Origin of the sequence: Actinosynnema sp. CS-041913 (assembly GCF_050942485.1) — a bacterium.
Taxonomy (GTDB): domain Bacteria; phylum Actinomycetota; class Actinomycetes; order Mycobacteriales; family Pseudonocardiaceae; genus Actinosynnema.
The window spans coordinates 979,921-1,005,177 of record NZ_CP192037.1 but is presented as its reverse complement, the minus strand read 5'-3'; the positions used below and the strand labels follow the sequence as shown (position 1 = coordinate 1,005,177).

General features: G+C 71.3%; 27 protein-coding genes and 2 pseudogenes. 8 read left to right on the top strand and 21 right to left on the bottom strand.

Features of this window, described 5'->3' with window-relative positions; genetic code table 11:
* Positions 1–175: 175 nt before the first annotated feature.
* Positions 176–3,337, bottom strand: coding sequence for an ATP-dependent helicase (locus ACQPZF_RS05005; protein ID WP_433268741.1), 3,162 nt, complete (start codon positions 3,335–3,337; stop codon positions 176–178).
* 172 nt (positions 3,338–3,509) lie between these two features.
* Between ACQPZF_RS05005 and ACQPZF_RS05000 the strand changes: the two genes are divergently transcribed.
* Positions 3,510–4,463 carry a chitinase gene (locus ACQPZF_RS05000; protein ID WP_433268739.1) on the top strand — a complete coding sequence of 318 codons (954 nt, stop codon included), beginning with the start codon at positions 3,510–3,512 and terminating at the stop codon, positions 4,461–4,463.
* A 77-nt stretch (positions 4,464–4,540) separates the two neighbouring features.
* Positions 4,541–4,867, top strand: coding sequence for an MGMT family protein (locus ACQPZF_RS04995; protein ID WP_433268737.1), 327 nt, complete (start codon positions 4,541–4,543; stop codon positions 4,865–4,867).
* Here the strand turns inward: ACQPZF_RS04995 and ACQPZF_RS04990 are convergent.
* The 8 genes and pseudogenes from ACQPZF_RS04990 to ACQPZF_RS04955 form a co-directional block, all read right to left on the bottom strand.
* On the bottom strand, positions 4,830–5,219 hold the full coding sequence (locus ACQPZF_RS04990) for a tetratricopeptide repeat protein (RefSeq protein ID WP_433268735.1): 390 nt from the start codon (positions 5,217–5,219) through the stop codon (positions 4,830–4,832). The two genes, ACQPZF_RS04995 and ACQPZF_RS04990, sit on opposite strands and share 38 nt — an antisense overlap.
* Positions 5,220–6,176 (bottom strand): pirin family protein, encoded by a 957-nt coding sequence (locus ACQPZF_RS04985; protein ID WP_433268733.1) that lies wholly within the window; start codon positions 6,174–6,176, stop codon positions 5,220–5,222.
* A gap of 86 nt (positions 6,177–6,262) precedes the next feature.
* Positions 6,263–6,535, bottom strand: coding sequence for a sirohydrochlorin chelatase (locus ACQPZF_RS04980; protein WP_433275000.1), 273 nt, complete (start codon positions 6,533–6,535; stop codon positions 6,263–6,265).
* A gap of 17 nt (positions 6,536–6,552) precedes the next feature.
* Positions 6,553–6,975 (bottom strand): annotated as a pseudogene (locus ACQPZF_RS04975) (molybdopterin oxidoreductase family protein); the annotation flags it as partial.
* Between the two features lie 95 nt (positions 6,976–7,070).
* Entirely contained in the window at positions 7,071–7,868 is a 798-nt protein-coding gene (locus ACQPZF_RS04970) for a TIGR02569 family protein (RefSeq protein ID WP_433268731.1), read from the bottom strand.
* A 180-nt stretch (positions 7,869–8,048) separates the two neighbouring features.
* The gene (gene moeZ / locus ACQPZF_RS04965; protein WP_433268729.1) at positions 8,049–9,221 is read right to left on the bottom strand and encodes an adenylyltransferase/sulfurtransferase MoeZ; all 1,173 of its coding nucleotides are present in this window, start codon (positions 9,219–9,221) and stop codon (positions 8,049–8,051) included.
* A gap of 138 nt (positions 9,222–9,359) precedes the next feature.
* Positions 9,360–10,376: a DUF3152 domain-containing protein gene (locus ACQPZF_RS04960; protein WP_433268727.1), complete on the bottom strand. Its 1,017-nt coding sequence runs from the start codon at positions 10,374–10,376 to the stop codon at positions 9,360–9,362.
* A gap of 88 nt (positions 10,377–10,464) precedes the next feature.
* Entirely contained in the window at positions 10,465–11,445 is a 981-nt protein-coding gene (locus ACQPZF_RS04955; protein ID WP_433268725.1) for an alpha/beta fold hydrolase, read from the bottom strand.
* 136 nt (positions 11,446–11,581) lie between these two features.
* Between ACQPZF_RS04955 and ACQPZF_RS04950 the strand changes: the two genes are divergently transcribed.
* Entirely contained in the window at positions 11,582–12,226 is a 645-nt protein-coding gene (locus ACQPZF_RS04950; RefSeq protein ID WP_433268723.1) for a TetR/AcrR family transcriptional regulator, read from the top strand.
* A 74-nt stretch (positions 12,227–12,300) separates the two neighbouring features.
* Here the strand turns inward: ACQPZF_RS04950 and ACQPZF_RS04945 are convergent, their stop codons facing one another.
* Both ACQPZF_RS04945 and ACQPZF_RS04940 read right to left on the bottom strand, forming a co-directional pair.
* The gene (locus tag ACQPZF_RS04945) at positions 12,301–13,218 is read right to left on the bottom strand and encodes an alpha/beta fold hydrolase (RefSeq protein ID WP_433268721.1); all 918 of its coding nucleotides are present in this window, start codon (positions 13,216–13,218) and stop codon (positions 12,301–12,303) included.
* Positions 13,191–14,090: an AurF N-oxygenase family protein gene (locus tag ACQPZF_RS04940; protein ID WP_433268719.1), complete on the bottom strand. Its 900-nt coding sequence runs from the start codon at positions 14,088–14,090 to the stop codon at positions 13,191–13,193. The genes ACQPZF_RS04945 and ACQPZF_RS04940 overlap by 28 nt, the downstream gene beginning before the upstream one ends.
* A 65-nt stretch (positions 14,091–14,155) precedes the next feature.
* On the opposite strand from ACQPZF_RS04940, the gene ACQPZF_RS04935 reads away from it, so the two are divergent.
* On the top strand, positions 14,156–14,878 hold the full coding sequence (locus tag ACQPZF_RS04935) for a TetR/AcrR family transcriptional regulator (protein ID WP_433268717.1): 723 nt from the start codon (positions 14,156–14,158) through the stop codon (positions 14,876–14,878).
* Positions 14,878–15,207, top strand: coding sequence for a DUF4873 domain-containing protein (locus ACQPZF_RS04930; protein WP_433268715.1), 330 nt, complete (start codon positions 14,878–14,880; stop codon positions 15,205–15,207). The genes ACQPZF_RS04935 and ACQPZF_RS04930 overlap by 1 nt, the downstream gene beginning before the upstream one ends.
* 67 nt (positions 15,208–15,274) lie before the next feature.
* Here ACQPZF_RS04930 and ACQPZF_RS04925 read toward each other — a convergent pair whose 3' ends face one another.
* The 5 genes and pseudogenes from ACQPZF_RS04925 to ACQPZF_RS04905 all read right to left on the bottom strand — a co-directional run bounded on the left by ACQPZF_RS04925 (position 15,275) and on the right by ACQPZF_RS04905 (position 17,669).
* A complete protein-coding gene (locus tag ACQPZF_RS04925) occupies positions 15,275–16,129 on the bottom strand; it encodes an IS3 family transposase (RefSeq protein ID WP_433267953.1) in 855 nt (284 codons plus the stop codon).
* Entirely contained in the window at positions 16,126–16,446 is a 321-nt protein-coding gene (locus ACQPZF_RS04920) for a transposase (RefSeq protein WP_433274416.1), read from the bottom strand. The genes ACQPZF_RS04925 and ACQPZF_RS04920 overlap by 4 nt, the downstream gene beginning before the upstream one ends.
* Before the next feature lie 21 nt (positions 16,447–16,467).
* Positions 16,468–16,608: pseudogene (locus ACQPZF_RS04915) on the bottom strand (helix-turn-helix domain-containing protein); the annotation flags it as partial.
* 90 nt (positions 16,609–16,698) lie between these two features.
* The gene (locus ACQPZF_RS04910; RefSeq protein WP_433268713.1) at positions 16,699–16,929 is read right to left on the bottom strand and encodes a DUF3107 domain-containing protein; all 231 of its coding nucleotides are present in this window, start codon (positions 16,927–16,929) and stop codon (positions 16,699–16,701) included.
* Positions 16,930–16,991: 62 nt separating this feature from the next.
* Positions 16,992–17,669 carry a ferritin-like fold-containing protein gene (locus tag ACQPZF_RS04905; RefSeq protein ID WP_433268711.1) on the bottom strand — a complete coding sequence of 226 codons (678 nt, stop codon included), beginning with the start codon at positions 17,667–17,669 and terminating at the stop codon, positions 16,992–16,994.
* A gap of 352 nt (positions 17,670–18,021) precedes the next feature.
* On the opposite strand from ACQPZF_RS04905, the gene ACQPZF_RS04900 reads away from it, so the two are divergent.
* The 3 genes from ACQPZF_RS04900 (at position 18,022) to ACQPZF_RS04890 (ending at position 22,267) form a co-directional block, all read left to right on the top strand.
* Positions 18,022–19,911, top strand: coding sequence for a DEAD/DEAH box helicase (locus ACQPZF_RS04900; protein WP_433268709.1), 1,890 nt, complete (start codon positions 18,022–18,024; stop codon positions 19,909–19,911).
* 114 nt (positions 19,912–20,025) lie between these two features.
* On the top strand, positions 20,026–21,348 hold the full coding sequence (locus tag ACQPZF_RS04895; protein WP_433268707.1) for an Rv3212 family protein: 1,323 nt from the start codon (positions 20,026–20,028) through the stop codon (positions 21,346–21,348).
* Between the two features lie 43 nt (positions 21,349–21,391).
* Complete coding sequence (locus ACQPZF_RS04890; RefSeq protein WP_433268705.1) at positions 21,392–22,267, top strand: alpha/beta fold hydrolase; 876 nt, start codon at positions 21,392–21,394, stop codon at positions 22,265–22,267.
* 23 nt (positions 22,268–22,290) lie between these two features.
* Here ACQPZF_RS04890 and ACQPZF_RS04885 read toward each other — a convergent pair whose 3' ends face one another.
* The 5 genes from ACQPZF_RS04885 to ACQPZF_RS04865 form a co-directional block, all read right to left on the bottom strand.
* Positions 22,291–22,587, bottom strand: a complete 297-nt coding sequence (locus tag ACQPZF_RS04885) for a hypothetical protein (protein WP_433268703.1) — start codon at positions 22,585–22,587, stop codon at positions 22,291–22,293.
* Positions 22,588–22,595: 8 nt separating this feature from the next.
* A complete protein-coding gene (locus ACQPZF_RS04880) occupies positions 22,596–23,435 on the bottom strand; it encodes a RecB family exonuclease (protein ID WP_433268701.1) in 840 nt (279 codons plus the stop codon).
* A 75-nt stretch (positions 23,436–23,510) separates the two neighbouring features.
* A complete protein-coding gene (locus ACQPZF_RS04875) occupies positions 23,511–24,368 on the bottom strand; it encodes a PHP domain-containing protein (RefSeq protein ID WP_433268699.1) in 858 nt (285 codons plus the stop codon).
* A gap of 14 nt (positions 24,369–24,382) precedes the next feature.
* Positions 24,383–24,943, bottom strand: coding sequence for a PH domain-containing protein (locus tag ACQPZF_RS04870; RefSeq protein ID WP_433268697.1), 561 nt, complete (start codon positions 24,941–24,943; stop codon positions 24,383–24,385).
* Positions 24,944–24,984: 41 nt separating this feature from the next.
* Complete coding sequence (locus tag ACQPZF_RS04865) at positions 24,985–25,143, bottom strand: hypothetical protein (protein WP_433268695.1); 159 nt, start codon at positions 25,141–25,143, stop codon at positions 24,985–24,987.
* Between the last annotated feature and the right edge of the window lie 114 nt (positions 25,144–25,257).

The window sequence follows — 25,257 nt, the reverse complement described above, 5'->3', positions numbered from 1 at the left end:
TGTGGGTCGACGTCGCTGACCTGGTCTCAGCGGCCCACGACTGTGTCAGAGACCGGCGGCTGACGCCAATTCCCGGGAAGTGGGGCCGGCGGAGTCGGAGAGAGGGCGGCTTGGGGTTTGGACGGGGCCGAAGCGGGGCGGCTGCACGGTCCGACGGTGTGGGTGGGCGGACCGGTTAGTGGCTCACCTGCCTGCCTGAGGCGTGGACCGGGCAGGTGGTGCGGGCTGGGCAGCGGTCGCAGTCGGCGGTTTCGGTGGCGGTGTAGGTCGGGCCCACGCTGGAGTTGGCGGCTGCCTGCACTGCCTCCAGCCACACCCGTACGCCTTGCTCGTCGAGCGGGGCCTGTTCCAGTTCGGTCGCGCCGGTCTTCCTGTTCTCCTTCGCCACGTAGAGCAGGCGGGCGCCGCCGGGGTCGGTGCCCAGGCCGAGGTGGGTGAAGCCGCCCAGGGCCGACGCCAACTGGTAGACCGCCAACTGGGGGTGTTGGCGGGCCTCTTCCCTGGTCACCGGCGACTTGCCGGTTTTCAGGTCGATCACCACCGGACGGCCTTCGCGGTCCGTTTCGAGGCGGTCCACCCGGCCTTTCACGCGCAGCCAGGGGCCGCCATCCACTTTGGGGACCTCGACCGCGATCTCCTGTTCCACGGCCACCTGCGTCAACTGGCTCCGGCTGGCGGCCAGCCAGCTCAGGAACGTGTCCAGCATCCGTTCCACGCGTTGGCGTTCCCGGCGGGAGAACCAGGGCGCGCCGGCGTCCACGGCCGACCAGGCCTCGGCCAGTCTGACCCGCAGCTCCTTCTCGTCCGCTCCCGTCGCCGCCGCCTGGGCCAAGGCGTGGACGAGCGTGCCCGTGATGGACGCCAGCTCCGCCGGGTCCTGGCCGCCGTGGCGTTCCACCACCCAGCGGAGCGGGCACTTCGCCAGGACCTCCACCGTGGACGGGGACACGCTCACCGTGTGTTCCTCGGTCCACAGCGGATCGGTGGACGTCACGGGCGCCAAGCCGTACCAGGAGTCCGGGTGGGCTCCGGGGACTCCTTCGGCCGCGAGTCTCGCCAGTTGGGCCGCCGCACGGGTGCGGCGGTCCGCCGGCTCGTCGTCCGAGCAGACCACCCGGCGCAGCTCGCCCACCAGTTCCGCCAGGACCAGGCCCCGTTCGGGGGTGAAGGTCGGGCGCTCCGGCTCGTCGGTGGACAGCTCCTCCAACTCGTCCAGGAAGCGGGACGGCTGTTCGTCCTCGCCGCGGACGGCGCTCACCAGCAGGGTCCGTCTCGCCCGGCTGGCGGCCACCAGCAGCAGCCTGCGCTCCTCGGCGAGCAGCGGCGCGATGGCCGACACCTGCTCGCCGACCCCCGACACGACGTCGACCATGCGTTCCACGCCCAGCAGCGAGCCGCGCAGGCGGAGGTCCGGCCAACTGCCCTCCTGCACGCCGGGCACGGCCACCACGGTCCACTCGCGCCCGGCCGCCGCGTGGGCGGTCAGCACGGTCACCGCGTCACCCACCGGCGCGGACGCGGCCAGGGTGTCGCCGACGATCTGCTGCGCGGCGAGGTAGTCCGCGAAGCCGTCCGCGCCCGCGCCGGGGAGGCGGTCGACGTACTTCGCCGCTGCCTCGAACAGGCCGACGATCGCGTCCAGGTCCCGGTCGGCCTGCATGCCCACGGTGCCGTGCCGGGCGGATTGCGCGACCCAGCGGTTCTCCAGGCCGGTGGTCTGCCAGAGGTCCCAGAGGACCTGTTCCACGCTCTGCCCTTCGGCGATCCCCTTGCGCGCCTTGCGCAGCAGGCCCGCGATCCGCCGCGCGGGCTGGGCTTCGGCGTCCTCCAGGGCGGCCAGGCGATCGTCGGACTCGATCACCTCGACCAGGAGTTCGCCGCTCGGCCGGTCGCCGCCGGCGGCCATCTCCAGCCGGCGCAGGCCTCGCCGCAGCCGCCGCAGGGCCAGCGGGTCCGCACCGCCCAGCGGGGACGCCAACAGCATCGCCGCGGTGTCCTCGTCCAGGGTGCCGGGCGACGCGGCGCACCTCAGCAGCGCCAGGAACGGGGCGACCGCGGGTTGCCGGGCCAACGGGATCTCGTCGGTCGGGACGGCCACGGGCACGCCCGCGGCCAGCAGCGCCCGTTGCAGCACCGGCAGCGACCGGGTCGCGGAGCGGGCCACCACCGCCATCTCCGACCACGGCACCTCGTCGATCAGGTGCGCGCGGCGCAACTGGTCCGCCACCCAGCTCGCCTCCTGCGCGCCGGACGCGAACAGCCGCACCTGGACGTTGCCGACGCCGGCCGCCGGAGCCACCTCGCGGGCCGGCGACGCGCCCGGCAGGCGACCGGCCAGCCGGCCCACCGCCGCACGGATCTCCGGCGCCATCCGGTGGCCTTCGCGCAACACCACGGTCGGGCCTTCCGCGGCGGACAGCAGCACCGGGTCCGCGCCGCGGAACGAGAACACCGCCTGGTCCGGGTCGCCGGCGAGGACGAACTCGTGCGCGGCGGCGCCCAGCCGGGAGATCAGCGCGTGCTGCAACGGGTCCAGGTGCTGGGCGTCGTCCACCAGGAGGTGGCGCACCCGGAGGCGTTCGGCGTGCAGGACGTCCGGCTCGGTCTCGAACGCCAGCAGGGCGCTGCCCACCAGCTCCGCGGCGTCGAACGACGGCGCCACCCCCTGCCCCGCCCCGGACAGCAGGTTGACCTGCTCGTACTGCTCGCCGAACAGGCCGGCCGCGACCCACTCGTCACGGCCCTGCGCCCGCCCCAGCTCGACCAGGTCTTCCGGGGCCAGCCCGCGTTCCGTCGCCCGCAGCAGCAGGTCGCGCAGCTCTTGGGCGAAGCCGGGCAGCGGCAGGGCGGGCCGCAGGCGCTCCGGCCACTTCCGCGCGCCCATGCCCACGTCGCCCGCCAGCAGCTCGCGCACCACCGCGTCCTGCTCGGGCCCGGACAGCAGCCGGGGTGTCGGCTCCCCCGCCCGCACCGCCTGGGCGCGCAGCACCGCGAACGCGTACGAGTGCACGGTGCGGACCAGCGGCTCCTGCGTCGTCGGCAGCACCTCGCCCTCGGCGGAGCCGGTCAGCAGCCGGGTGATGTGCGCGCGCATGGCCACCGCCGCCCGCCGGTTCGGCGTCAGCACCAGCACGCTCTCCGGGTGCGCCCCGCCGCGCAGCACCCGGTCCGCCACCACCTCGGCGAGCAGCGTCGTCTTGCCCGTGCCCGGACCGCCCAGCACCCGCAGCGGCCCGCCCGCGTGGTCGAACACCGCCCGCGCGGGCACGCTCCAGACACGCCGGGGGCGCTCCTCCCGCACCCGGCGCACCAGCATCGGCGCTCTGTGCACTGCCATGTGCCGATGGAACCACGGGGCACCGACAAAGCCGGCGGCGCCCTGAGAAGGCCCTCAGCCGTGGAATTCGTACACCTTCTTGACAAAGAGAAGTGGTCTAGGCCACTTTGGGACCACCGAGCCACGCGAACTCCGTCGCCCGCGCGGGCTCCCCTGGTTGTGCGGAGGAACGATGAAACCCTTGCGACGGTTGATGATCGTGCTCACGGCGGGCGTCGCGGCGATGGCCCTGGCACCGGCCGCCCAGGCCGCCCCGGACACCGTCCTGAACTCCCCGTACCTCTACCAGTGGGGTGCGAAACCCAACCCCGTGACGGTCATGAACCAGACCGGCGTGAAGGCGTTCACGCTGGCGTTCATCCTCTCGGACGGCGGGTGCAACCCCGCGTGGGACGGCACCCGTCCCCTCACCGGCGCCGATGCCACGCTCATCCGGAACATCCGCGCGGCCGGCGGGGACGTCATCCCGTCGTTCGGCGGCTGGTCCGGCCGCAAGCTCGGCCAGCACTGCTCGTCGGCGACCGCACTCGCCGACGCGTACCAGAAGGTGATCACCGCCTACCAGCTCAAGGCGATCGACATCGACATCGAGGCCGCCGAGTTCGAGAACGCGGCCGTGCAGGACCGCGTGCTCGGCGCGCTGAAGATCGTCAAGCAGAACAACCCCGACCTCAAGACCGTGGTCACCTTCCCCACCAACCGGTCCGGGCCGAACACCTGGGGCCTCCGGCTGATCACCCGCTCCAAGGAACTCGCCGCGCCGGTCGACGTGTGGGCGGTGATGCCGTTCAACTTCGGCGGGCCGAGCGATCTGGTGGCGGGCACCAAGTCCGCCGTGGACGGGCTGAAGAACCACGTCAAGACCACGTTCGGGCTGACCGACGACGCCGCGTACCGGCGCAGCGGCCTGTCGTCCATGAACGGGATCACCGACACCGGGGAAACCGTGACCACCGCGCAGTTCCTCGCCATCCGCGACTGGTCCACGACGAAACACCTGGGGCGCTTCACGTTCTGGGCCACCAACCGGGACAAGGGCAACTGCGGCGGCTCCGGCAGCGATTGCAGCGGCACCAACCAGGGCACCTACGACTTCACCAAGATCGTGGCCGGCTACACCGGCTGACGTGCCCTTCCGGTGGCCGGTCCGGGACTCCCGACCCGTTCCGGCCACCGGGGTCACCGCATGGAAAGCTGTGCGGGGTGGATGAACAGTTGCACGAGATGGTCCGCGACACCGTGCGGTCGATCCCCCGCGGCCGGGTCGCCACCTACGGGGACGTGGCGGACCTGTCCCGCGCCCCGTCGCCCCGACTGGTCGGCCAGGTCCTGAACCAGGACGGGCACGACCTGCCGTGGCACCGGGTACTGCGGGCCAACGGCACGTGCGCGCCGCACATCGCCGACGAGCAGTTGCAACTGCTGCGCGAGGAAGGCGTGGTGGCCGACAACGGCAAGGTCGACCTGCGCACGTACCGCTGGGAAGAGGCGGTCAAGGAGAAAGAGGACGAGCCGCCCGGTCTGTGGTGACCCGCCGCGTCACGCGGGCCAGCTCGGTCCCGACCTCCGGGTCACGGGTCAGCGCGGCGGCGAGCCGCAGTTGCGGCAACGCCTCCTCGTGCCTGCTCTGCCGGCTGAGCGTGCGACCGAGCAGCAGCCGGGTGTAGCCGTCGGACGGGTCGAGGTCGACCAGTTCCCTCAGCACGCCCTCGGCCTTGCCCAACGCGGCGGACTGGAAGTGCGCCAGCGCGAGTTCGGTCAGGACGGTCCGGTCACCGGGGGCGTGCGACGCGGCCTCGGTGAGGAACCGCGCGGCGCTGCTCGGGTCGCCCGCGGCGCGGAATTCCCGGCCGCGGTCCAGCAGTTCGCGGATGTCGGTCACTTACAGCTCCTCGTCCGCCGAGCCGACGTGCGGGACGTGCGTCCCACCCAGTCGCCCGGCTTGGAAGTCCTCGATGGCGTCGAGGATCTCTTGGCGGGTGTTCATCACGAACGGCCCGTAGCGTGCGACGGGCTCGTTCAGCGGCAGACCGCCGAGCACGAGCACGTCCCATTCGGTGGCGGCCTGCATGGTCAGCGCCTTGCCGTGCCCGAATACGGCGAGTTGGCCTTCTTCGAGCGGACGCTGCTCCGCGCCCACCACGCCCCGTCCGGACAGCACGTACACCATCGCGTTGAAGTCCTCCGGCCACGGGAACGCCAGGCGCGCGCCGGGTGCGACGGTCGCGTGCAGGTACGTGATCGGCGTATACGTCATGCCCGGCCCCTGGTAGCCGGCCACGTCGCCCGCGATCACCCTCACCAGCGCGCCGCCGTCGTCGCTGGAGAGCAGCTTGGTGTCGTGGGCCTTGATGTCCTGGTAGCGCGGCGGCGTCCACTTGGCGGCCTTGGGCAGGTTGACCCACAACTGCACGCCGTGGAACAGACCGCCCTTGGCCACGAGGTCCTGCGGCGGCAGTTCGCTGTGGAGCACGCCGCTGCCGGCCGTCATCCACTGGGTCGCGCCGTCCTTGATCAGCCCGCCGCCCCCGGTGGAGTCCTGGTGCTCGAACGCGCCGTCGATCATGTAGGTGACGGTCTCGAAGCCCCGGTGCGGGTGCCACGGCGCGCCCTTCGCCTCACCCGGCCCGTACTCGACCGCACCCATGTGGTCGAGCAGCAGGAAGGGGTCGGCCAGCGCGAGGTCGACGCCGGGGAACGGGCGGCGGACCTGGAAGCCCTCGCCTTCGAGGGACTTCCGCGCCTGGACCACCTTGCGCACCGGACGCCACGCGGTGGTGGCTGCCGGCAGTTCGGGCAGCCTCGGCAGGGTCAGGGTGTCTGCGGTCACGGCGGGCATCGCTGCCTCCTTCGGCGGGACCTCCGAGGGGTTCGGGGTCGCTCAGTCCCGATAACCTAGTTGACGTTTCAACTATTCCGCCGTCCTCAGGCCACGTCCTGGAAGCGACGCGCCTCGTAGTAACGCAGCAGAACGGCCTCCACGACTCGCGGATGCGCGCCGATGGGAGCCGCCACGACATCGGCGCCCGACCGGGCCACGGCGCGGTGGAAGAGACCGGGAGCCAGCAGCCAGGACGCCACCGCCACCCGCCCCGGCGTCGCCGCGACCACGTCCGAGATGCGCGGGGACGCCGTGGCGGCGTAGCCGATGGCGACCGGACCCACCCGGCGCGAAAGAGCGGCGGCGACCTTCCGCACTTGGGCCGATGCCTGTGGTCGAGCCCGAACGCCCGCAACCCGGCCGCCGCCGCGCTCGACATGCAGAACCGGCCGTTGTAGTCGATCTGGGACGTCCCCAACGCCACTCGCGCGAACTTGCCGAGCAGGTACGACTTCTCGTTCGTCAGGCCACCGCCGCCGAACACGGCGACCGCGTCCGGGCCGTGCGAGTCACGCAGGTCCCGCAGCTTGTCGGCGACGACGTCGAGCGCCTCGTCCCACTGCGCCGGGCGCAGCGCACCGTCCCGGCGGACCAGCGGCGAGGTGAGCCGGGCGGGCGAGGACAGCAGCTCGGCGGACGTCCAGCCCTTCTGGCACAGGCCGCCGCGGTTGGTCGGGAACTCCCGCGGCGACACCTTGCCGTCGGTCAGGGACATCGCGCACTGCAAGGCGCAGTACGGGCAATGGGTGTCGGTCACGGGGCCGACGGTAGAAAGGGGCTGTTAACGCCGCGCCGCACCGTGTTTCGTCCACGCGAACTTGCCCACTCAGCACGCTCGGGGCAAGCGTGAGGTCAGAGCAGTTCGAGCACCTTCGTCGCCGTCCGCTCCAGCCCCACCAGGGACTGCGGGCTCGACATCGGGTGCAGCGCGTGCACCGCGAGGCGGAAGAGCGTCGCGCGCAACACCACCTGCGGCCACTCCGCCAGGTGGGCCCACCGCTGGAGCAGGCCGTGGTCCGCGCCACCCCAGGACATGGCGTCCACGACGACGATCGCCGCGCCGTACTCGCCCGGCCGCCAGAACGGGACGAAGTCGATGATGGCCGGGGCCGCGTCACCGGCGAACAGCACGTTCCCGAACAGGTCGCCGTGCACGACCTGCGGCTTGAGCGCCAGCGGCTTGCGGTAGGCGCTGAGCAGCTCGAACAGCCGACCGCCCAGCTCGGCGGCCAGCTCGGCCTTCTCCTCGTCCCACGCGCACCTGTCGGCGACCGCGAACACGTCCGAGCGGGCGTCCAGGAACCGGGGCTTGGGCAGGTCCTTCGTCGCCTCGTGCAGCTTGACGGCGACTTCCACGATCTCGTCGTGCCGGGGCTCGGCCCGCCCGGACAGGTACTTGGTGGCCGCCCACCCCCCGACCACGTACCGCCCGTCCGTGGACCGCAGGGGTCTGCCGATCCGCAGGTTGTCGACGTCCAGCACGTCGAGCGTCTTGGCGACCCACGTCGCCTCGGCGGGCTTGCCGGCCGGCCGGATCGCCGCGTCGCCACACCGCCACACCGGACCGGCGTCGATCAGCTCCGGTTCGGCGTCACGCGCGCCGAACGCGGCCCGCACGTGCGACGGTGGCGGCTCCGGAGATGGGGTCACGCCGGCACGCTACCTGCACAAGCGCCGCAGGTGGTGGACCTCGGAACCCCACCGCGTGGTGTACACCTATTCGGCGTAACCGCAGTATTGCGGTTACGAACCGCCACGCGTCGCCCACACGGCGGCGAGGCCGACTTGCCGGCGGCCTCGCCCGCGACGCCGGAGGCGGCGCCATTCAATTCAGTAAGTCGGCAAGCTTTGGTCTACTTCGCGGGCCCAGGCCAGGACTCCACCGCCGACGTGCACGGCGTCCTTGAAGCCCGCCCGGTGCAGTGCGGCGAGCGCCTCCGCCGACCGCGCGCCCGACTTGCAGTGCAGCACGACCTGCTTGTCCTGCGGCAACTCGGCGAACGCCTCACCGGACAGGATCCGGTCCTTCGGGATCAGCACGGACCCGGGGATCCGCACGATCTCGAACTCGTGCGGCTCGCGCACGTCCACCAGCAGGAAGTCCTCGCCGCTGTCCTGCTTCTGCTTCAGCTCCAACGGCGTGATCGTGTTGCCGGCCGCCGCCTGCTGGGCGTCGTCGGACACCACGCCGCAGAACGCCTCGTAGTCGATCAGCTCGGTGATCTTGACGCTCGCCGGGTCCTTGCGGATCTTGATCGTCCGGTAGGACATCTCCAGGGCGTCGTAGACCATCAGGCGGCCCAGCAGCGTCTCGCCGATGCCGGTGAGCAGCTTGATCGCCTCGGTGACCATGATCGAGCCGATCGACGCGCACAGCACGCCCAGCACGCCGCCCTCGGCGCACGAGGGGACCATGCCGGGCGGCGGGGGCTCGGGGTAGAGGTCGCGGTAGTTCAGGCCCTGGCCGTCCGGCGCGTCCTCCCAGAACACGCTGACCTGGCCCTCGAACCGGAAGATCGAACCCCAGACGTAGGGCTTGCCGAGCAGCACCGCCGCGTCGTTGACCAGGTACCTGGTGGCGAAGTTGTCCGTGCCGTCCAGGATCAGGTCGTAATCGCGGAAGATGTCGAGCACGTTCTCCGAGTTCAGGTGGGTCTGGTGCAGCACCACCTTCACGAACGGGTTGATCTCGGCCACCGAGTCGCGGGCGGACTCGGCCTTCGGCTTCCCGATGTCCGACTGCCCGTGGATGACCTGCCGCTGGAGGTTCGACTCGTCCACGATGTCGAAGTCGACAACCCCGAGCGTGCCGACCCCGGCCGCCGCGAGGTACAGCAACGCCGGCGACCCCAGCCCACCCGCGCCGACCACCAGGACCTTCGCGTTCTTCAGCCGCTTCTGCCCGTCAACCCCGACATCCGGGATGATCAGGTGCCGGCTGTACCGCGCGACTTCTTCCTTGGTCAGCTCCGCTGCGGGCTCCACGAGCGGCGGAAGCGCCATCTGATCCTCCTCGACGAAACCTGTCCTGTACCGACGGACAACACCAGCCTGCTCCACCGTCTTCCCGGATGGGAAGCCGTCCCAGTGCGTGGACACGAAGCACTCTGCCGTCCCAGGATGCCGCAGACCGCCGAAAACCTACCGAGGCGCGACGGGGAAGGCGTTGGGTGTGCAGACCTTGCCGTCCGCGGCCACAATGCCCCGGTTGGACGAATCCACCTCGTTCAACTGGGCGACGTAGTCATTGGCCACCCCGAACGTCTGCTGCATCATCACCGGGGCAGGCTGACCGTTCTCCTTGCACCCCTCGTGCGGGTTCCTCAGCGCGTGCCCGACCTCATGGTTGATCGCATAGGCACGGTAAGTGGACAGATCGTTGCTGAACACCTTGGCCCCGCGCACCCACCGGGCCGTGTTGATCACGACCCGCTTGGTGGGCGAGTGCCAGCAGGAAGTCTCGTACTGGATCTGGAACCCGCAGATGCCGTGCGTGGTGCCGGTGGTGGTGAGGCTCACCGTGAAGTCGACCTGACCGCCCTCCACCCGCTGCATGGCCACCTGACCGGTGCCGATCCAACTGCGGGTGTCCGCCAGGATCCCGTCCACGGTCCGGGCGAACGCCTCCCGGTCACCGCCGTAGTCCGCCGCCTCGACCCCGTCCTCCACGGCGACCAGGTACTTGTAAAGCCTGCCCTGCCCCACCTGCCCGGTGGTGCCGGGGATGACCTGCCACGTCCCGGTGCCCTGCTCGGAGAACTTCGGCCCGTCCGGCAGCACGGCCGTGGGGATGTTGACCAGGTCCACCTTCGCGGGCGGCGTCTCGCTGGCGGCCGGCGGGCCCGCCGGGGTCGACGTCGACGGCGGGGCGGAGACCTCCTCGCCCACCGAGCCGATCCGCGTGGGCGTGGCCGTGTCGAGGACCACCAGCGCCGTCAGCACCAGCAGCACGGGCACGGCGTAGATGCGCCACCCGTAGTTCGCGACCAGGCCCTTCAGCCCCCGACGACGGCTGCGGCGGTGCCGGCCGGCCGGTTCCCAGGACGCGGTCAGCGGCTCGGCCCCGGTCCGGCGGGAGCCCCGGCGGTAGCGGTCATCAGGTGGTCGGGCACCCGAGGCGGGCGCCGTCTCACGCCCACCCTGTGATGTCCGGTTCACGGCGACCAGAGTGCCACAACGCCGCCCATCCAGTGGACTCTGGTGCTCCGCGTCGCGGCCCCGACCAGGTGAGCGCACCTGAACCGATCTACCAGGTGTCGCCCGACTCCCACATGCCGAGCACGGCCCGCGCCACCGACACCGGCCGCTCCATCTGGGCCACGTGCCCGGTCCGCGGCAGCACCAGCAGCCGACCGCGCGGCAGCAGCCGCGCGATCCGGGGCGCCTTCCGCACGCTGACCAGCCGGTCCTCCGTGCCCCAGACGACCAGGGTGGGCGAGGTCACCCGTGGCGGCAGCAGCCACATCGACTTCGACCGCGGCACCAGCCACGTGCGGATCAGCTCGACCGTGCTGCGCCCCAGCGCCATCCCGGCCCACGGCTGGGCGGACCGCTCCGTGTACTCCTCCACCGACTGGTCGATCCGGCAGTCCGGCACCAGCGACGGGTCCGCGAAGCACAGCCGCAACATCTGCTGGGCGCGCTCGTGCGGCGTGACCTCCGCCAGCTTCTGCCGCACCCGCGCGCCAACGACGGGCAGGAACGCCAGCGGCAGCCGCGGGTCGGACACCCGGCGCAGGCTGGGCCGCAGGTCCGGCACCGCCGGCGACACCAGCGTCAGCGTCCGCACCAGGTCGGGCCGCGAGGAGGCCACCATCAGCGCGATCGCGCCGCCCATGGAATTGCCGAACAGGTGCACGGGACCGACGCCGAGCGACTCCACGAACCCGGTGACGACCTCGGCGTGCGTGGCCATGCTGAACGTGTAGCCCGGGATCGGCTCCGACCGCCCGAACCCCGGCAGGTCCACCGCGTGCCCGTCGACGTGCCCGGACAACTGGGCCGCGAGATCGGTCCAGTTGGTCGACGAGCCACCCAGTCCGTGCACGTAGACGGCGGTCGACGCGGTGGGGCCGGGGGTGCGCCGGACGTGGATCGTATGGCCGGCCACCTCGACGTAGTCACCAGGCCACGGCTGGATCGTTGTGTCCAGCGGAGGTAGCGGCGCGGCGGACAGGGGCACATGGGTGATGGCGGGTCTGCTCGCCTCCAGGGTGTCGGTCACCATTCCAGGATGCCTTCTCGGACGTCCCGTGAAACGAGAAGCTTTGCCGGAACGCTGCTACCAGCGAGTAAGGTTGCCGACGAGCCGGCGGGGCAACCCCTTGCCCGGTTCCGCGATGCACAGGTTGGCTGGAGGCACCATGACGGAGACGGCCCAGACCACGGTCGGGCACAACGGCGGCGCGGGACGAGGAGTCCGACTCCCACGCACCGCTCGGCGTGCCCAGTTGCTGGCCGCGGCGCAGGACGTGTTCGTGACCAACGGTTACCACGCCGCCGCGATGGACGAGATCGCCGAACGCGCGGGCGTGAGCAAGCCGGTGCTGTACCAGCACTTCCCCGGCAAGCTGGAGCTGTACATGGCGCTGCTGGAGTCCCACGTGGACGAGCTGGTGAACCGCGTGCGCCGGGCGCTGGCTTCCACGACGGACAACAAGCAGCGCGTCAAGGCGACGGTCGGGGCGTTCTACGACTTCGTGGACGGCGAGGGCCAGGCGTTCCGCATGGTCTTCGAGTCCGACCTGCGGGGTGAGCCCGCCGTGGCGCAGGCCGTGGAGCGGGCGACCACCGACAGCGTGGACGCGATCACGGACACGATCACCGCCGACACGGGCCTGGACGAGCACCGGGCGCGCTTGCTCGCCGTGGGCCTCGTCGGGCTGAGCCAGGTGACGGCCCGCGCGTGGCTGGCGGATGACCGCAAGGTCAGCAAGGAAGACGCGGTAGCCCTCATCTCCAACCTCGCCTGGCGAGGCATCGGCGGAGGCTTCCCGTTGCAGCATTGAATGGCCGCTGCTCCACCTACAGCGGACTCGATGAACACGGCGGGACCACCTCTTGAAGTGGCCCCGCCGACCGTTCACAGCAGCGCGGCGATGTGTGCTGTGACCTCTGCGGATCTCTCCAGCGGCAGCATGTGGCCCGCCCCCGGGTAGATCACCAGTTCCGCGTGCGGCAGCTCGTCCGCGAGGACCCGCGCGTGCCGCACGGGGGTCAGCCGGTCCGACCCGCCCGCCAGCACGACGGTCGGGATGCCGGCGAACTCCTTCAACGCCTTCACCCGGTCGTGTTCGTCGAGAGATCCCCGGAACGCCACCATGGCCACCGGGTTGCACCGCCCGACCATGGCCGCCGCCGAAGCGACGTGCGACCACGACGGCCGCTTGCCGAACAGCAGCCAGCGCAGCCCCGGCCGCAGCACCTCGGTCCGTTTCAGGAGCTGCGCCCGCCGGAGCTTGGCGAGCCGCCGGTTGGACGCGGCCTCACCGGCCACGAACGCCCGCCCCAACGCGCCCGGCAGCCCGAGGGTCGTCCCGGACAGATCACCCGAAGAGGTGTTGACCAGAACGATCCCGGCGACCCGCGGCAACACCGAGGGGTGCTGCTCGGCCAGCGCCATGAGCGTCATGCCGCCCATCGAGTGCCCGGCGAACACGATGCGCCCGGTGGGCACCCGTGCCGCGAGCAGCTCGGCCAGGTCGTCCGCGCACCGCGCGATGGACGAGCCGTCCGCCGACGACGCCGCGGACCCGCCGTGGCCGCGGTGGTCGTAGCGGAGCACCCGACCGGGCAGTGCCGGGGCCACCAGGTCCCACGACGTGTGGTCCAGCGTCCAACCGTGGACCAGCACGGTCGTCACCGGCGCGTCGCGCGGCCCGTCGTCCAGCACGTGCAGCGCCGTTCCGTCCGAGGTCACGAACCGGTGGTCCGGTTCCCACGGCGCACTCGTCCGAGCGGTCACCGGAGCGGTCACCCGAGCAGGAACGAGCGGCGCCATGCGCGCATCCCCGGCTTCCCGACCAGACCGGCCTCGTCCAGGAACTTCATGATCCGCTCACCGGACCAGCGGATCGTCTCCTGCCAGTGCGGGTTGCCCAGCGCTGCCTTGTGCGCCGCGTCCTTGTCCAGGCCGACGGCCGCGTACACGTCCGGGTTGATGATCGACCGGGTGATGAACATGGACGTCGTGGCGATCAGCCAGCGCTGGTACGGCAGTTCCTTCCTGGTCAGCGTCTCCATGCCGCGCTGGACCTCCTCCCGCGCGAACCGCACGTGCCGGGCCTCCTCCAGCACGTGGATGCGGTTGACCATGCGCACCAGCGGCTGCACGGTCTCGTCCGCCATGGTCTCGCGCTGCAACCGGTCCAGGATCTCCTCGGCGACCAGGATCGAGCCGTACAGCGCGGGGCCGTAGCCGATCACCGGGAGCAGTTTGCCCAGGTGGTAGGTGTACTTGCGGGGTCCGTAGGGCGGGCAGCCGATCCGCTCCACCATCCGGGCGAACATGGTGGAGTGCCGGCACTCGTCCGCGACCTCGGTCAGCGCGTACTGCGCGTGCTTGGTCGTCGGGTCGGACCGGTACACCTCCTTGAGCAGCATCTGCATCAGCAGGATCTCGAACCACAAACCGACGCTGGCGACACTGGCCACCTCGTGCCGCGACAGGTCGATCCGCTGTTCCGGGGTCATGCGGTCCCACAGCTCGGTGCCGTAGAGCGAGCACCGGTGCTCGGGGGTGTACCGCAGCCCGTCGACCAGCGGCGCGGACCAGTCGATGTCCACCTCGGGGTCGTAGAACTTGTCCGCCGAGGAGTTGAGCAGCCGCTCGGCGGTCTTCTCGCGATCGGCGACCTTCAAGGTCCTCGTCATCGGGCCCTCCCCGGTAGGGATATCTGTGACTTGAGGTAACAGTTACTTCTGGTAGCGTGCGTCACATGGCTCGAACTGTCAAGGGCGGAACGGACGCACGCCGGGAGCGCTGGAAGGGGCACCGCGAGGCGCGCCGGGCGGAATTCGTCGAGGCGACCATCCGGGCGGTGGCCCGCCACGGCCCCGAGGTCGGCATGGACGAGATCGCCGCCGAGGCGGGCGTGAGCAAACCCGTGCTGTACCGGCACTTCGCCGACAAGTCCGACCTGTACCTCGCGGTCGGCACCCGCGGCACCGAGATGCTGATGGACAAGATGGTCCCGGCGATCAGCCACGAGGGCCCGATCCGCGCCCGGATCAAGGGCATCGTGGACGCCTACCTGTCCGTCATCGAGGAGAACCCGAACCTCTACCGGTTCGTCGTGCGCAAGTCGTTCACCGACCGCCCCGTCGAGCAGGACGTCGTCAACGAGGACAAGCAGCTCATCGCCGCCGCCCTGGCCCGGCTGCTGGGCGACTACCTGAGGGCGTTCGACATGGACTCCGGCGGCGCCGAGCCGTGGGCGCACGCCCTCGTCGGCATGGTGCAGAACGCCGGCGACTGGTGGCTGGACCGCCAGTCCATGACGCGGTCGAACCTGAGCGACTACCTCACCACGATCATCTGGCACGCCATCGACGGCCTGCTCCGCTCCGCGGGCATCGAACTCGACCCGGACGCGCCGCTGACCACCGATTTCACCACCGAGCCGATCCCACTGCGGCTCGTCAACGGCGAGGAGGCGTGATGTCCGAGGACCACGGGCACGACGAGGACGGCTACACCGGCGAGGCGGTGCTGGTCTTCGACCAGCGCGAGGTGCCGGTGGAGGTCGAACTGCGCGGGTACTTCCAGCCCATCGACGGGCGGTACCACTGGTACGGCCGGGTCGTGGCGAACGAGCAGGTCACCGAGCTGGTGGAAAGCGGTGCGCGGACCGCGCTGCTGCGCACCCCGGACGGCTCCGCGACCGGCTCGCTGACCGACCCGGACCCTTGGCAGCGTTACCGCGTGGCAGGCACGAGCACGCCGCCCTTCACGATCCAGCCCGCGCCGGAGCCGGCCGAGCAGTTCTGAGCGGAGAAAGCAGGAGGGGCGCCCCACTCTGAACTGGTCCCCGGAAGTTGGACTGGCTAACTGAAGGTTAGGCCGTGAGGGCCTGGGCTCGGTACTCGACCGGGCTCAGGCCCTTGAGCGTGGTCGAGATGCGGGTGGTGTTGTACCAGTCGATGTACTCGTCCAGCGCCGTGGTGAACTCGGTGACGGTGTCGAACTTGGTGTGGTGGAACAGTTCTTCCTTGAGGTGGCCGAAGAAGTTCTCGGCTATGGAGTTGTCCAGGCAGTTGGCCCGCCGTGACATCGACTGGGTCAGGCCCGCGTCGTCAAGCAGTTTCCGCCAGGAGGCGTGCTGGTACTGGAACCCTTGGTCGGAGTGCACCAGCGGCGAGGTGCCGGCGGGCAGGGTGGCGATCGCCTCGCGGAGTGAAGAGTTGGTCAGCTCCAGCGTTGGCGACGGGCCACAGGAGTAAGCGATCACGGATCGGTCGAACAGGTCGATGATCGGGGACAGGTAGAGCTTGCGGTCACCGATGCGGAACTCGGTGACGTCGGTGACCCACTTCGTGTCCGGCGCCGATGCGGTGAACTGGCGGTTCAGCGTGTTCTCGGCGGTCGTGCCGGTCTGCCCGAGCCAGGACCGATACCGGCGTGGCCGCCGGACCTCGCAGACCAGGCCGAGGATGTTCATCAGCTTGAGCACGGTCTTCTTGGCCACCTGCCGGCCTTGACGGATCAGCATGATGTGGATCCGCCGATGCCCGTAGCGGCCACGGGCGGCCTCGAACGCCTCGATGATCGCGGTCTTGAGCCCGGCCTGCGGATCAGGTCGCGTGAGCCGGGCCTGGTGATGGAAGAACGTCGACCGGGCCAGGCCGGCGACCGCCAGCAGCACCGGCAGCGGGTAGTCGGCCTTGAGGGCGGCGATGACCTGGGTTTTCACCCTCGCCCCTGCTCCCTCAAGGCCCGCAATTTTTCCAGGTAGGCCACCTTCGCGGACAACCGCAGGTTCTCGGCCCGCAACCGTTCCAGCTCATCCGGTTCCGAAGCCGGTGGCGCCGCGGGCCGGCCTTTCCGCCTGGGGCGCAACGCTTCCTCTCCCTCGCGCCGATACGCCCGCACCCAGTTCTCGACCAGCTTGGACGAGGACAGGTCGTGCTCGCGCGCCAGCTCGGCCGCGGTCGCCTCACCCGCCACGAACCGGCGCACGACCCCGAGCTTGAACTCGAACGTGAACGACCGCTTGCCCGGATTGTTCATCAGCGCTCCCGCGCCTCTCAACCTCCAACGATCATGCAAGCGTCGCACCGCGGTCCGCGACACACCCAACCGGGTTGCCACAGCCTTCGGACCATACCCGGCCTCGAACGACCCGACAGCGGACTCCCGCTGCCCCTCGGACAACGAACTTCGTGGATGCACCAAACCGCTCCCCGGAAGTCGGAACTGGATTCCCAGTCCAACTTCTGGGGAGCGGTTCACTCGTGGGACGCCCCTCCTCTTGCTCGAAGCTCAATCTCCGGTGACGAACCCGACCCTGCGCGAGTCGCTCGGACCGATCTCCACGTACGCGATGCGCGCCGCGGGCACCACGTAACGGGCGCCCTTCTGGTCGACCAGCGTGAGGTGTCCGCTGCCCGCCTTGAGCGCGTCCGCGACCTGCGTCTCCACCTCGTCGGGCGAGAGTGAACTCGACACCACGAGCTCACGCGGGCTGTCCGCGATGCCGACCCTGACCTCCACGCTGACCTCCGTACACGCGTTGACCGCCGGCGGTGGCGGTCAGACAACTGTCGAAATCAACCCTAGCCGAGCCCGAGCGCCGCCATGCGCCGCGTGTGGCTCTGCTGGAGCCGCCGGAACAGCCCGGCGATGCCCGCGAGGTCGCCGGAGCCGCGCACGATCAGCTCGGCCAGCCCGTCCCGCTCCGCCACCACGTACTGGGCCTGCGTCAACGCCTCGCCGAGCAGCCGGCGGCCCCACAGCGTGAGCCGGTCCTTCAGCTTCGGGTCGGCCTCGCACCCGGCCCGGACTTCGCGCTCGGCGAACGCCGAGTGACCCGTGTCGGCGAGCACCGCCAGCACCAGCTCCTTGGTCGGCTCGTCCAGCCACTGCGCCACCTCGCGGTAGAAATCCGCCGCCAGACCGTCGCCCACGTAGGCCTTGACCAGGGACTCCAGCCACGACTTCGGGGCGGTGGAGGCGTGGAAGGCGTCGAAGCCCGCCACGAACGGGCGCATCGCCGTCTCCAGCGAGTGACCGTGGTCGGCCAGGTAGCGCTCGATCAGGGCGTAGTGCCCGATCTCGGCCGCCGCCATCGCGGACAGGTCGGCGCGCCCGGCCAGCGTGGGCGCGGTCCGCGCGTCCTCCGCCAACCGGTCGAACGCCGACAGCTCGCCGTAGGCCAGCGCGCCCAGCAGATCGACCACACCTTCGGCCACCTGGCCGGACACCGCCGTCTGACTCGCCTCCGCGTCACCCATGCCCGCGAGCCTAGTCGGGGTGTCCTTGGCAACACCCCAGGCACGCGAGTCCGCACCGCGCACACTCGTTCCAGCACGAACGGCCTAGTCGGGAGGTAGAGTTGCGTTCCGACGCCCGGCGCGGCGCGGCCCAGCAGGGGCCCGCAGCGGTGCCGACGGCGTTTTACGGCGGCACCGTGCCGCCAGGAGAGGGTGCGCGCACATACCTCGCAGGCCCTCCCGCGTCACGCCCGGCCGCCCCCTCGGCCGAGAGGCGTCCGGCGCGGTCGAGCGGCCCGTACAGGCCGTGCGCGCTGGTACGAGAGAGGCGATCATCCTGACCGCGACAAACGAAGAGACTCATCTGGACCCGGTGACGTTGGAGCACAGCGAGGCGGGTGTCCCGGCAGAGGACACCTCCCACCCGCTGGCGGCCGACGCCCCGGTCCTGTCCGACTCGCCCACGTTCGCCGAACTCGGCGTGCGCGCCGAGATCGTCCGCGCGCTGGCCGAGGCGGGCATCGAGCGGACCTTCGCCATCCAGGAGCTGACGCTCCCGCTGGCGCTGGCCGGTGACGACGTCATCGGGCAGGCCCGCACCGGCATGGGCAAGACGCTGGGCTTCGGCATCCCGCTGCTCCAGCGCATCACCGTGCCGGGGGACGGCACGCCGCAGGCCCTGGTCGTCGTCCCGACCCGCGAGCTGTGCCTCCAGGTCACGCACGACCTGACCGACGCGGCCAAGCACCTCGGGGTGCGCGTGCTGGCCATCTACGGCGGCCGGCCGTACGAGCCGCAGATCGCGGCCCTGCGCAAGGGCGTCGACGTGGTCGTCGGCACGCCGGGCCGGCTGCTGGACCTGGCCGAGCAGCGCCACCTGGTGCTGGGCAAGGTGCGCGGGCTGGTGCTGGACGAGGCCGACGAGATGCTCGACCTGGGCTTCCTGCCCGATATCGAGCGCATCCTGCGGATGGTGCCCGACGAGCGGCAGACCATGCTGTTCTCGGCGACCATGCCGGGCCCGATCATCACGCTGGCCCGCACGTTCCTCAACCAGCCCACGCACGTGCGGGCCGAGGAGAACGACGCCAACGCGATCCACGAGCGCACCGAGCAGTTCGTCTACCGCGCGCACGCGCTGGACAAGACGGAGCTGCTGGCCCGCGCGCTGCAAGCCCGCGAGCGCGGCCTGTCCATGATCTTCACCCGCACCAAGCGCACCGCGCAGAAGGTCGCGGACGAACTCGTGGAACGCGGCTTCGCGGCGGCGGCGGTGCACGGCGACCTGGGCCAGGGCGCGCGCGAGCAGGCCCTGCGGGCGTTCCGCAGCGGCAAGATCGACGTGCTGGTGGCGACGGACGTGGCCGCGCGCGGCATCGACGTCGAGGGCGTCACGCACGTCATCAACTACCAGTGCCCGGACGACGAGAAGACCTACGTGCACCGGATCGGCCGCACCGGCCGCGCGGGCCGCACGGGTGTCGCCGTCACGCTGGTGGACTGGGACGAGATGCCGCGCTGGAAGATGATCAGCGACACGCTCGACCTGGGCAAGCCCGAGCCGGTGGAGACGTACTCGACGTCCGACCACCTGTTCGCCGAACTGGACATCCCGGCGGGCTCCACCGGACGGCTGCCGATGGGCATGCGCACCCGCGCCGGCCTGGGCGCCGAACCGGAGGAGAACCTGAAGGGCGAGCGCAAGACGCGCAGCCGTCGCCGCCGTGGCTCGTCCGCGGGCGAGGGCGGGCCCCCGGCCACCGACGGCACGACCGAGGAGACCGGCGCCAAGCCGCGCCGACGTCGCCGCAGCCGTGCCGGCGTGACCCCGGACGAGGGCGCTCCGGTCGCGGAGAACTCGTCCGAGGCCACCGCCGAGACTCCGGCGGCGGACGGTGCGGAACGCCCCCGCAGGCGCAGGTCGAGGGCCAAGGCCGCCGACGCTCCCGCCGAGTCGTCTGGCGAGTCGTCCACCGAGGCCGCCGAAGCGCCGGCCGAGGGCACGACCCGCACCCGCAAGCGCAAGACCGCGGACGCGCCCACCGAAGCCACCGCCGAAGGCACCGACGGCACGGCTGAGGGCACGACCCGCACCCGCAGGCGCAAGCCGGCGGAGACGTCCCCCGAGACCGAGCGCCCGCCCAGCCGCAAGGCCGAAGCGCCGGACGCGGAGGACTCCGCCGAACGCCCCCGCAGGCGTCGTCGCCGCCGTGCGGGCGCGGAAACCGAAGGTTCCGCCGACGCACTCCCGTCGGCAGACTGACTCCTTACACGGATCACCGGCCACGTGCGGCAGCATGTGGCCGGACAGATCACCGAACCCATCGGGAGCCGGGCAGTGGGCCAGCCGGAACAGGCGGAGTCGAACGGTCAGGTCGTGCTGGAGTCTGACGACCAGCAGGCCGCCGCGACCGATCAGCAGTCCGCCGTCGACACCGAGGACGTCCTGGCGGAGCCCGGCTCCGAAGCGCGGGACGACGAACCCGTCGGCCCGGTCCGCACGTGGCGGACCAGGGGCGACTACCTCGCCCTCGCGCTCGTCACCGTCGCGGTGCTGGTGGCGGGCATCCTGGTGTGGGTGTTCAGCGACGCCCGCAACACCGTCTCGCAGACCGGTCCCAGCCAGGTCGCGGCGCTGCCGCCGGTGACCGTGCTGCCGCCGACGCTGGCCGAGGTGTGGCGTGCGCCCAGCAACGCCACGCGGACCCCGGTGAGCCTCGACTCGGTGGTGGTGACCGGCGACGGCGGCGAGGTCACCGGCCGGGACGCGCTGACCGGCGACGTGCGCTGGAAGTACAGCCGGGACTGGCCGCTGTGCACGGTGAGCACGGCGTGGGGCAGGGTGTTCGCGCTGTACCGCAAGGACACCAACTGCTCGGAGCTGACCACGCTGGACGCGGCGTCCGGCAAGCGCGGACCGCAGCGCAACGGCGACGCCGCCCTGGACACCCGGCTGCTCAACGAGGGCTCGCACGTGCTCGCCACCGGTGAGACGTACTTCGAGGTGTACCGGCGGGACGACCTCGTGCGGTCGCTGGAGTACGGCACGCTGCGCGCCATCGTGAACTCGGGCAAGCAGCCCCGGCCGGGCTGCCGGTACGGGTCGTTCGCGGTGACCGGCGGCAAGGCGGCGGTGATCGAGCGCTGCTACGACCAGGACCCGTCCGACCGCATCACGGTGCTCAAGCCGAACCCGGAGAAGTCCGACGAGCCACAGGTGATCAGCAGTGTGATCATCGGCGAGAAGGGCGCTCGGGTGGTCGCGGTGACCGGCAACCGGGTCGCGGTGGCGGTGCCGGACAAGCTCATCGTGTTCGACACGGAGACCGGCGGGTTGGTCGCGGAGTACCCGGTCGAGGTGTCCGCCGACGAGCTGCGCGGCGACCCGCCCGGCCGGGTGGTGCCGACCATGACCAGCACGGCCGCCGTCTACTGGTTCACCGGGTCGCGCACGGTCGCGCTGTCCCTGGTCGACCTCAACCCGCTGTGGTCCACCCCGTCGAAGGGTCCGGGCACGACGCTCGCAGGCCGCGCCCTGATCCCGGTCGAGGGCGCGTTGCAGGTCGTCGACCAGGTCAGCGGCGCGGAGGTCGGCCGGATCCCGGTCGACCGGGGCGGCTACGACGGCCCCGTGGAGCTGGCCACCGAGGGGCCCGTCGTGCTGGAGCAGCGCGGCGACACGCTGGTCGCACTGCGGTAACTCGCCCACGCGCGTCCGCGCTTCGTGCGGCACACTGCGAGACGTGTACTCGCAGCTCAGTCCGCACCGCGCGGAGCGCGTGGACCTGCCAGGCCGGTACGGGCCCGTCGCGGCGCTGCGCGCGCCGGCCGCGGGCGCGGGCTTGGGCGCGACCGCACTGCTCGTACCGGGCTACACCGGCTCGAAAGAGGACTTCGCGCCGCTGCTCGACCCGATCGCGGACGCGGGCCTGGAGGTCGTGGCGATCGACCTGCCCGGCCAGTACGAGTCACCTGGCCCGACCGCCGAGTCCGACTACCGCCCGGCCCCGCTGGGCGCGGCGCTGGCCGAACTGGTGGGGAAACTGGCGGCGGACGGCCGGCGGGTGCTGCTCCTCGGGCACTCGTACGGCGGCCTGGTGGCCCGGGGCGCGGTGCTGGCGGGCGCGCCGGTCACCGGCCTGACCCTGCTGGCGTCCGGCCCGTCCGAACTCCCGCCCGGCGACCGCCGCACCGCGCTCGACTACGGCGAGGTCACCTTGCGCGAGCAGGGCATCGAGGCGTCACAGCGGCTCAACGAGGTGCGCGCGGCCCTGCACCCGCTGTGGGCGCGGATGCCGCAGGAGCTGAAGGACTTCCACCGGGAGCGTTTCCTGCGCTCGACGACCGCGGGCCTGCTCGGCATGGGCGACTCGCTGCGCACCGAGCCGGACCTGGTGGCCAAGCTGGCGCGGACGCTGCGCACCAAGGGCGTGCCCTGCCTGGTGGTGTGCGGCGAGTTGGACGACGCGTGGTCCGCCCCGAGCCAGCGGGACATGGCCGAACGCCTGGACGCGGATTTCGCCGTGCTCAAGGGCGTCATGCACTCCCCGAACGTCGAGGCGCCCGACGCGCTGCTGGCCACCCTGCTGCCCACCTGGCGAGCCTGGCTCACCGCTTGACTCCCGGCTCCGTGCCCGAGGCGCTAGGCCCACCAGAACAGCCACAGCGTGATCGCGCCGACCACCAGCACGGCCAGGCCGCACGCGACGGCGGGCCAGCGGCTGCGGCGGTCGGCGAAGACCTGCGCCACCACCGCCAGCGCGGCGGCCAGCACGTGCCAGAGAACGACGTCCACGCCCGGACCGGGCAGGTCTCGTGTGCCGGCGTAGACCTGCACGCCGATGAGGGCCAAAGCCAACAGCACGAGACCCACGGCCACGGCGCCGCTCACACCGCGCCAGACCCGCAGCACCCGAGGCTCGGTCTCCACCTTCGTCACAAATCTCCCTACGGCGCGAGCAGAGCCCACGGATCGAGTGTCGGGGCCGCCTGCTGCCCCTCCGGGCAGCTTCGGCGGAAGTCGCACCACGTGCACTGCCTGCCGGTGCGCGGCGGGAACAGGATCTCCGGGTCGCCGCCGGCCGCGAGGGTGTCGCCGGCCAGGCCCAGCTCGTCCGCCGACTCCTCCGCCCGCGACACGTGCCGCCCCAGGCTCTCCTCGGTGTGCTCCCACACCGCGACCGTGCCGGTGGGCAGGTGGTGCAGCTCCACCCGGTGGCACGGCTTGCGCAAGGTACGCCGGGCCGCGAGCGCGTACAAGGCCAGCGCCTGCGAGCCGCGGGCGTCGTCCACGGTCAGCGCGTGCCGCCCGGTCTTGTAGTCCACGATGACCAGCTCGCCGTCCCGCAGGTCGATGCGGTCGACCCGGCCCTCCGCGACGATCTTCGAGGTCGGCGCGGACACCCAGCGCTCGATGCCGACCGGCTCGATGGACGTGTCCAGCTCGCCCACGTAGTCCCTCAGCCAGCCCTCCGCGCGCCCCCGGTACCCGGCGGCCTGCTCGGCGTCGCGGAACCCGTCGTTCTTCCACTGGCGGTGCAGCAGCGCCACGGCCTGGTCGGGCGTGCGCTTGGCCTCGGGCAGGTCGAACAGCGCCTTCAGCACGTTGTGCACCACCGCGCCCAGCGTGTTGTGCGCCCACGCCCCGCCGCGCGGCGGGGTCGGCCGGTCGAGGTAGGCCATGCGGAAGCGGCGCGGGCAGTCCGCCCACGTGGCGAGCTTCGCCGGCGTCACCCGCACCAGCTTCTTCGGCATGGCGCCGAAGTCGAACCCCAACTGTTCCTGCACGGGCACAAGCTACCGAGGGGGACCGACAGCGCCGGCACTGCCTGCAACCGGCCGATGACTCTTCACACGGGTGGCCTAACCGACCAGCACCTTGCAGCCCGTCGCGCGGTCGGCGATCGCGTCCAACACATCAGGCGATGTGGTCTCCGCACCGAGCCGCACGGTTTTGTTGGTCCCGTGGTAGTCCGAAGACCCCGTCACGAGCAGCCCGAGATCCCTCGCGAGCCCGCGCAGCCGGTCCCGCGTCGGTGCGTCGTGGTCGGGGTGGTCCACCTCGACACCGGCCAGGCCCAGGCCCGCCAGGTCCGCCAGCACCGGGTCCGCCACGATCGGCCCGCGCGAGGAGGCGAACGGGTGCGCGAGCACCGTCACCCCGCCCGCCTCGGTGATCATCTCGATGGCCCTCGCCACCGGGGTGTCGGTGCGCGGCACGTAGTACCGCCCGCCGGTCAGGTAGCGGGCGAACGCCTCGTCCACCGTGCTCACCACGCCGGCCCGGATCAGCGCCATGGCCAGGTGGGGGCGTCCGGCCGGCGCGTCGGCGGGCATGGCCGCCATCAGCTCGTCCGGGTCGATCGGGAACCCGTCCTCGACCATGCGGAGCGCCATCGTGCGCAGCCGCTGACGCCGTTCGAAGCGCAGTCGCAACTGCTCCTCGACCAGCGCGGGCGAAGTCGGGTCGTAGAGGTAGGCCAACAGGTGGACGGTGATGACCCTGCCTCGACCGTTGTCGGACGCGCACGACAGCTCGGCGCCGCGCACCAGCCGCAGGCCGGCGGGCAGCGCGGAGGCCGCCTCGGCCCAGCCGGCAGCGGTGTCGTGGTCGGTCAGCGCGACAGCGGACAGCCCGGTGGCCGCCGCGGCGGCCACCAGCTCCGCGGGCGTGTCGGTGCCGTCGGACTCGGTCGAGTGGGTGTGCAGGTCGATTCGCACCCGCCCAGTCTGACCTACGGCACCATCTTCTTCCCGCGCGCCGCCCGCTGCGCCTTGATCATCGAGAAGCGCTCGGCCTGCGCCTTCTTGTCACCGAAGGTCAACTCCGAGATGGCGTCGTAGACCTCCTCGGGGTTGGGCAGGAACTCGATCCGGTTGAGCGCCTGGATCTGGCCCGCCGACTCCACGACCAGGGTGCCGAAGCCGAACATGCGTCCGAGCACGGTGCGCTCGTAGGTCAGGTCGGTGACCTTGCTGATCGGCATCATGGCCACCTTGGTCTCGAAGACCCCCGAGGAGATCATGAACCTCTTGTCGGTGACGACGATGCGCTCGACCCACCACTCCATGACGAAGTAGGCCAGCCTGAGCAGCACGAACAGTGCCGCGTACCAGAGGATGTTCTGGACCACGCCCAGGTTCTCGGGCAGCAGGTACGAGATCATCATGGCGCCGGCGAGCAGTGCCGCCGCCTCCAGGAGATCCCAGAGCAGGCTGCTCCAGTGCCGGCGAACCCGGATGACCCGACGCTCCGTGGGGAGCAGGTACTCGTCGGGGTCACGTGGTGCGAACATGCCTTCGACCTCTCGCCGTAGGGAGGGAGGAGCCGGGCGACTCAGAACAATTGTTTCACGAAGGTGATGAGCGCCTCAGCAGCTTCCCGCAGCGTGCTCAGGATGTTCTGCACAAGCTGAGCCGCCTGCTGCGGCTCCGCGATGAGGAAGAACAGGAGCAAGCCGACCCCGGCGAAAGTGAGAATCTTCTTCAGATTCACGGTGATCAACCCCGTTCGCTACCCGCACCCGTTTGGCGCCAGTGAAAACCGTTGTACCGCACAGCGCGGCACCTTGGGAGTTTTGTACCGCACCTGGGGTAGCGGCCTGCACCG